This is a genomic window from Streptomyces sp. NPDC056169 (assembly GCF_042268445.1).
In the GTDB taxonomy this organism is placed as follows: Bacteria; Actinomycetota; Actinomycetes; order Streptomycetales; family Streptomycetaceae; genus Streptomyces.
Window position 1 is genome coordinate 60110 of the sequence record NZ_JBHJUO010000031.1, and the last position, 6112, is coordinate 66221.

6 protein-coding genes are annotated in these 6112 nt (G+C 70.5%); all 6 read right to left on the reverse strand.

Translation table 11 applies throughout. The features are described 5' to 3' along the window. Nucleotides 1-119 precede the first annotated feature (119 nt). Nucleotides 120-1748: an ABC transporter substrate-binding protein gene (locus ACFC0G_RS37005; RefSeq protein ID WP_376412660.1), complete on the reverse strand. Its 1629-nt coding sequence runs from the start codon at nt 1746-1748 to the stop codon at nt 120-122. Between the two features lie 245 nt (nt 1749-1993). Then, nucleotides 1994-2899 (reverse strand): peptidoglycan-binding protein, encoded by a 906-nt coding sequence (locus tag ACFC0G_RS37010; RefSeq protein ID WP_376412663.1) that lies wholly within the window; start codon nt 2897-2899, stop codon nt 1994-1996. A 61-nt stretch (nt 2900-2960) separates the two neighbouring features. Then, nucleotides 2961-3950 carry a penicillin-insensitive murein endopeptidase gene (locus tag ACFC0G_RS37015; RefSeq protein ID WP_376412666.1) on the reverse strand — a complete coding sequence of 330 codons (990 nt, stop codon included), beginning with the start codon at nt 3948-3950 and terminating at the stop codon, nt 2961-2963. Between the two features lie 47 nt (nt 3951-3997). Further along, nucleotides 3998-5074 (reverse strand): N-acetylmuramoyl-L-alanine amidase, encoded by a 1077-nt coding sequence (locus ACFC0G_RS37020; RefSeq protein WP_376412669.1) that lies wholly within the window; start codon nt 5072-5074, stop codon nt 3998-4000. Between the two features lie 12 nt (nt 5075-5086). Further along, the gene (locus ACFC0G_RS37025; protein ID WP_376412672.1) at nt 5087-5512 is read right to left on the reverse strand and encodes a DUF2690 domain-containing protein; all 426 of its coding nucleotides are present in this window, start codon (nt 5510-5512) and stop codon (nt 5087-5089) included. Nucleotides 5513-5542: 30 nt separating this feature from the next. Further along, nucleotides 5543-5956, reverse strand: coding sequence for a DUF2690 domain-containing protein (locus ACFC0G_RS37030; protein ID WP_376412674.1), 414 nt, complete (start codon nt 5954-5956; stop codon nt 5543-5545). Between the last annotated feature and the right edge of the window lie 156 nt (nt 5957-6112).

Here is a 6112-nt window from a genome sequence, read left to right on the forward strand (position 1 = left end):
GGGCTCCGGGGGTTGGCTCCGGGTAGGGGGATGGCTCCGGGGAGGTGTGCGGGGAAGGCGTACGGCCCGGCGCGGTGGTGTCCGCGGGCCGGGCCGTACGCCGCCGACCTCCTACGACGTCAGTTGACCTTGATCTGGTCGTAGACCGGGACGCTGAACGGGTTGAGGGTCACGTTGGTGACCTTCTCCGAGTAGCCGGCGCTGCCGTTCTGGTACCAGAGCGGGATGGCGCCCATGTCGTCGCGGAGGACGCCTTCGGCCTGCTGGAAGAGACCGACGGCCTTGGCGATGTCGGGCTCGGCGTTGGCCTGGTTGACGAGCTTGTCGAACTCGGGGCTCGACCACTTGCCGTCGTTGGACGAGGCGTTCGTGTAGTACAGCGGCTGCAGGAAGTTCTGGATGAGCGGGTAGTCCATCTGCCAGCCGGCACGGAAGGGGCCCGTGAGCTTCTGCGAGGTGACCTGGTTGCGGTAGTCGGCGAAGGTGCCGACGGGGTTGCCGACGCAGGCCTTGTCATTGCCGAGGGCGCGGTTGATGGAGTTGCAGACCGCGTCGACCCATTCCTTGTGGGAGCCCGTGTCGGCGTTGTACGAGATCTTCATGGTGCCGCCGGGGATGCCGCCGCCCTCGGCGACGAGCTTCTTCGCCTCGGCCGCGTCGTACTTGCAGAAGTCGCCGCAGATGTCCTTGAAGCCGCCCTCCTCGCCGAGGACCGGGGAGGTCCAGTCGACGGCGGGGGTGCGGGTCTTCTGGAAGATCGTCTCGGTGATCTGGTCGCGGTCGATCGCCATGGAGAGGCCCTGGCGGAGCTTCTCCTGGCCGGGCTTGTCCCAGGCGGGGTCGTAGAAGGGGAACGACAGGGTCTGGATGATGCCGGCGGGGACGTTGATGTACCGGTCGCCGAGGTCGGCGGAGACGTTCTTGAGCTGGGCGGCGGGGATGTCGTCGACGAGGTCGAGGTTCCCGGCCGTCAGGTCGGTGTAGGCCGTGTTGTTGTCGGTGTAGACCTTGAGGGTGATGCCACCGTTCTGGGCCTTGTCGGTGCCGGGGTAGCCGTCCCAGCGCTTGAGGGCCATCTCGGAGCCCTTGGAGTACGAGTTGACCGTGTACGGGCCGTTGCCGACCGGCTTCGAGAGCCAGGCGGCGTGGTCGTCGAAGAAGGACTGGGGCAACGGTGAGAAGGCCGCGTAGCCGAGGGTGATGGGCCAGGTGGAGAACTTCTGGGTGAGCTTCACCGTGAAGGTCTGGCCGCCGGTGACCTTGAGGCCGGACATGGTCTCGGCCGTGGGCTCGCCCTTCTCGGGGTGAACCTGGTCGTACCCCTGGATCTGGCCGAAGAAGTAGGCGTTCTTCTGGTTGTTCTTCAGGTGGGCGCCGTAGTTCCAGGCGTCGACGAAGGACTTGGCGGTGACCGCCTCGCCGTTGGAGAAGGTCCAGCCGTCCTTGACCGTGATGGTGAAGTTGGTCGAGTCGGTGGTCTCGATCTTCTCGGCGAGCATGTCCTTGGCCTCGCCGGTCTTCGGGTCGTACTGCTTGAGCCCCCGGAAGATCATGGAGAGGACCTTGCCGCCCTGCACCTCGTTGGTGTTGGCCGGCTCCAGTGGGTTCTGCGGGTCTCCCCACGAGGAGGTCACGATGCCGTCGGCCCCTCCGCCGCCGCCGCTGTCGTCGCCGCCGCCACAAGCGGTCGCCGCGAGGGCGACTGCGGTGGCCAGTGCGGCCCACTTGGCGTGCGTGGCTCCGCGCATGGAGTGCCTCCCATATGTCCCTAAGTGTGACTTAGAGCTCAATATGACCCGAAATCAGAAGGCATGCATGTTCTCGGCACCCGTTGGTGGGGCGAAGGCGGCGCGGAGGCGGTACGGGAGACGCGGTACGGGAGACATGGCGCGACGGCGGCCGGCCGCGGCATGCTGCGCCGCGGCCGCCCGCCGTCGCCGGAATCGCTGGGGATCGCTCGGAATCGCTGGGGATCGCTCGGGATGAGGTGACGTCAGTTGAGGAAGGTCACGTCCCAGTGGTCCCTCTCACGGGCGTAGATGTTGCCCGAGGGGGCGGTGTAGAGCGCCGCGCCGTCGACCGCGCGAGTCCCGGTCCTGGGGAAGGTGCCGGTGATGTAGTTGCTCAGGCAGGCGGTCGGGCTGAAGTCGATCTTGTAGCCGTTCCAGTGGCTGTACGTGCCGCTCATGTGCCCGGCCTCCGTACCGCCGGTGATGGTCAGGGCGCAGCCGCTCGCCCTGCGCAGGGTGACGGTGCCGTCGGCGGAGGACCGGCGCAGGCCGTCGAACGAGGTGCAGGTGGTGCTGTTGCGGTTGGAGCAGTTACCGGAGGAGGTCCAGTTGATGCCGCCGGCCGAGGTGAAGATCGCGGCCGCCCCGGAGTGGGTCAGCAGGCCGCTGTTGCCGCCGCTGCCGCCGGAGGTGCCGGTGACCAGGGCGCGCCAGGTGTCGGGGCCGACGATGCCGTCCGCGTCGAGACCCTTGGAGCCCTGGAAGCTCTTGACCTTGCCGTCGGTGCCGTCGCCGAAGTCGCCGTCGACGGCGAGGCCCGCTCCGTACCGGTTGAGCTGCGTCTGCACGGCCTTGACGGCGGATCCGTTGTCGCCCTTGCGGACGGTGACGATCAGCTTGGACCAGGTGTCCGCGCCGACGATGCCGTCCACCGGGGAGAGACCGGAGGCGCTCTGGAAGCTCTTCACCTTGGCCTCCGTGCCGTCGCCGAAGGCGCCGTCGGCGCCGGTGACGTGGCCGCGGGCCGTCAGCAGATGCTGGACGGTCGTCACCTGGACGCCGGAGTCGCCCTTGCGGACGAGGGGCCAGTCGGCGGCGAGGGCCGGGCCCGCCGAGAGCAGCCCGGCCGTCAGCGCGGCCATCAGGGTGGCGAGCAGCGTGGCCGCCAAGCCCGGGATCCTTCTCATCGTGTCGTCTTCCTCGGGGTCACGGCTGCCGTGGCGGCAGCGGTCAGCACTGGTAGGAGGCGTTCGGGTGGACCGGCTCGCAGTACCGGATGTGCAGGTGGTTGTCGTGGTTGGGGTACTGGACCGTCAGCCCCTCCGCGATCAGCTGCGGGTCGTTGAAGTACACGAACTTCACGTGGCCGGGAGCCGCCGCGAGCAGGGCCTTGACCAGCTCGCGGGTCGCGCCGCGGTCGTAGGCGGCCGACTGCCAGGTGATCCGGGAACCGCCGCACTGGGCCGAGTCCGTACGGACGGGCCAGAGGTCGGCGTCGAGCCCGACCTGGTGGCTGGCGTGGCCGTTGATGGTGCCGCCGTGCTCGAAGCCCACGTCGCCGACGGGCACCTTGCCGCGGCCGAGGGCCGAGAAGCTGCGGGCGGCGGCTTCGAGCTGGGCGACGGCGGCCGCGGTGCCCCAGTCGGCGGAGGCGTTGCCGTCGGGGCTCTGGTTGCAGAGCGTGCCGGCGTTGTAGGCGTAGTCGATGGCTTCGTAATGCCAGAGCAGGTTGGTCCAGGTGTCCGGGCCCACGACGCCGTCCGCGCCCAGGCCCGCGTGGCCCTGGAAGGTCCGTACGGCCGAGGCGGTGCCGGGGCCGAAGGCGCCGTCGACGGTGAGGCCGGCTCCGCGCTTGGCGTTGAGCAGGTGCTGGAGGGCCTTCACCGCCTCGCCCTGGTTCCCCTCCCGCACGGTGGGCGTGAGCGCCTTCCAGGTGTTGGGGCCGACGATCCCGTCGGCGTCGAGGCTCTTGGCCGTCTGGAAGGAGCGGACCGCCGAGTCGGTGCCGGCGCCGAAGACGCCGTCGGCGGTGAGCCCGGCGCCCTGGGCGTTGAGCAGGTACTGGAGTGCGGCGACGTCCGAGCCGCGGTTGCCCTTGCTCTGGGTCGGGGCGAAGGCGCCGCCCAGGGCCTGGGCCGGGGAGACGAGGCCGACGAGCAGGGCGACGACGGCGGCGAGGAGCACCGCCCATCGGCCGGCGGGGAGAGTGTGCGAGGGCATGACTGAGTGCTCCTCCTGCGAGGTGGGAAGTCCGGCTGTCGCTTGGGTCAGCCGAGCAGGCGGCCGAAGGTACGGGCGTCGACGAGACCGTCGGCGGGAAGTCCCGCGCCCGTCTGGAAGGTGGTGACCGCCGCCTGGGTGCCGGCTCCGAAGACGCCGTCCACCGTGGTGGGGACCCCGCGCGCGCCGAGCAGGACCTGGACGGCCTTGACGGCCTCCCCCGACTCGTCCCGCCGTACGGGCGCGACGAGTTGGTGCCAGGTCTGGTTGCCGACCAGGCCGTCGGCCGTCGCCCGCGTCAGGCTCTGGACGTCGCGTACGGCCTTCTCGGTGGCCGGGCCGAACGACCCGTCGGCGGTGAGCACGGCGCCCCGCCCGATCAGGAGGTGCTGGAGCGCCCGCACCCGGTCGCCGGTGTCGCCCGTGCGCAGCAGCGGCCAGACGGGGGCCGTCGGGTCGCCGCCGATCCGCGCGGCGACGTCCCGCCGGAGCTGCGGGAGCAGCGCGTACAGGCGGTCACCGGGGCATTCGGTCGCGTTGAAGTCCCGGTGTCCGTAGATCTGGTAGGCCCGCAGGCCGTACTGGCGGCAGATGTGGGCGCAGAGGTCGACCAGCGCCGCGTACTGCGCGCCGCGCGGGTCGACCGAGGTGTAGGTGCCCTCGTTCTCGATGCCGATGGCGACGGTGTTCTGGCCGGTGCAGTGCGCGGACTCGACGGTCCGGGTGCCGCGCTGGAGTTCGGCGAGGCTGCTGTGGCGGCCCTCGGTGATGTACGCGCCGCGGCTGACGGTGAAGTGCTGCCCGGTGTCGATCCAACTCCGGTCGTCCATCGCCCAGTTCTGCATGGAGCGGGCGAGCTGGAAGGCCTGACCCTGCGAGTAGTCGGTGACGTTGGGCGTGGCCGTGTGGTGCACGATGATCTTGACGGGCGGGGTGGGCAGGATGGTGAGGGGGCTGCTCGCGGGGCGGGCGCCCCAGGCGGCGCAGTCCGCGATCACCGGGACGCCGGCGGCGGCCCGCGCCCGGTCGGCGAGGCCTACGGGCAGGACGGTGGCGGCGCCGAGGGCGAAGGCGCCGGTGAGGAGGGTACGGCGGCGGGGGTTCGGTCCGGTGACCGTGGTCATGGGCGCTCGTCCTTAGTAACTGCCGGTGCAGTGGGTCTGGAGGGTCTCGTAGGCGCGCACCTCGCACGCCCAGGCGAGGATGTCCTTGTCGCTGACCATCGCGGTGTACGCCGTTCCGTTGCCGCCGTAATAGACACTCTCCGAGGCCCCTTGGGAGTTGTGCACCCGGATGACCGTGTCGAAGGAGGCGCCGGAGGTCTTGCGCGCCCAGGCGGCCCGGCAGGTGGGGCTGTAGCGCAGCTCGACACCCCAGTCGGCGGTCCGTACCGTGCGGGCGTCGCTCTGGCAGACGGTGGTGGCGGGGTCGAGGCCGGCGCAGCCGCTCCCCTGACAGGGGATGGCGGCGGAGGCCGGGGATGCGCCCGAGATCAGGGCGGTCGCGGCGAGGACCGACGCCGAGGCGAACGCGCCCAGCCGGGAGACGACGGAGGTGCGCATGAGGGCTCCTGGGTGCGGGATGACGAGGGGTCAGTACCTGTTCGTGCAGCCGTACTGCCCGTCGGTCCAGTTCCCGCAGGCCCAGGCGGTGATGTTCTTGTCGTTCACCATCCGGGTCCACACGGGGTTCATGCCGACGTAGTCCGCCGCGAAGACGGCTCCCTGGGAGTTGTTGACCGTGATCCGGCCCGCCCCGCCGAACGCCTGCCGGGCCCAGGCGGTCCGGCACTGCGGGCTGTACCGCAGTTCGACCCTGCCAGTGCGGTCCCACAGCACCGTCCGGGCGTCGTCGGCGCAGATCGTCGTCGCCGGGTCGCGACCGTGGCAGGTCTCCGCGTGGCAGATCTCGGCGGCGGAGGCGGGGGACGAGGCGAACAGCAGGCCGCTCGCGGCCATGGCCAGCGCCGAACCGACGGTGGCGAGCTTGCGGGTGAGCGCCTTCATGGCGGGTGCTCCTTCTGAGGGGTCTAGGGGGTGTCTTGTCGATCAGGCCGGATCAGGGAGCGCCCTAGGGGGTGTCTTGTCGATCAGGCCGGATCAGGGAGCGGCGTCTGGTGCCGTGCATCGCAAGGCGGAGGAGGGAGTCAACGCGGAGCGTTG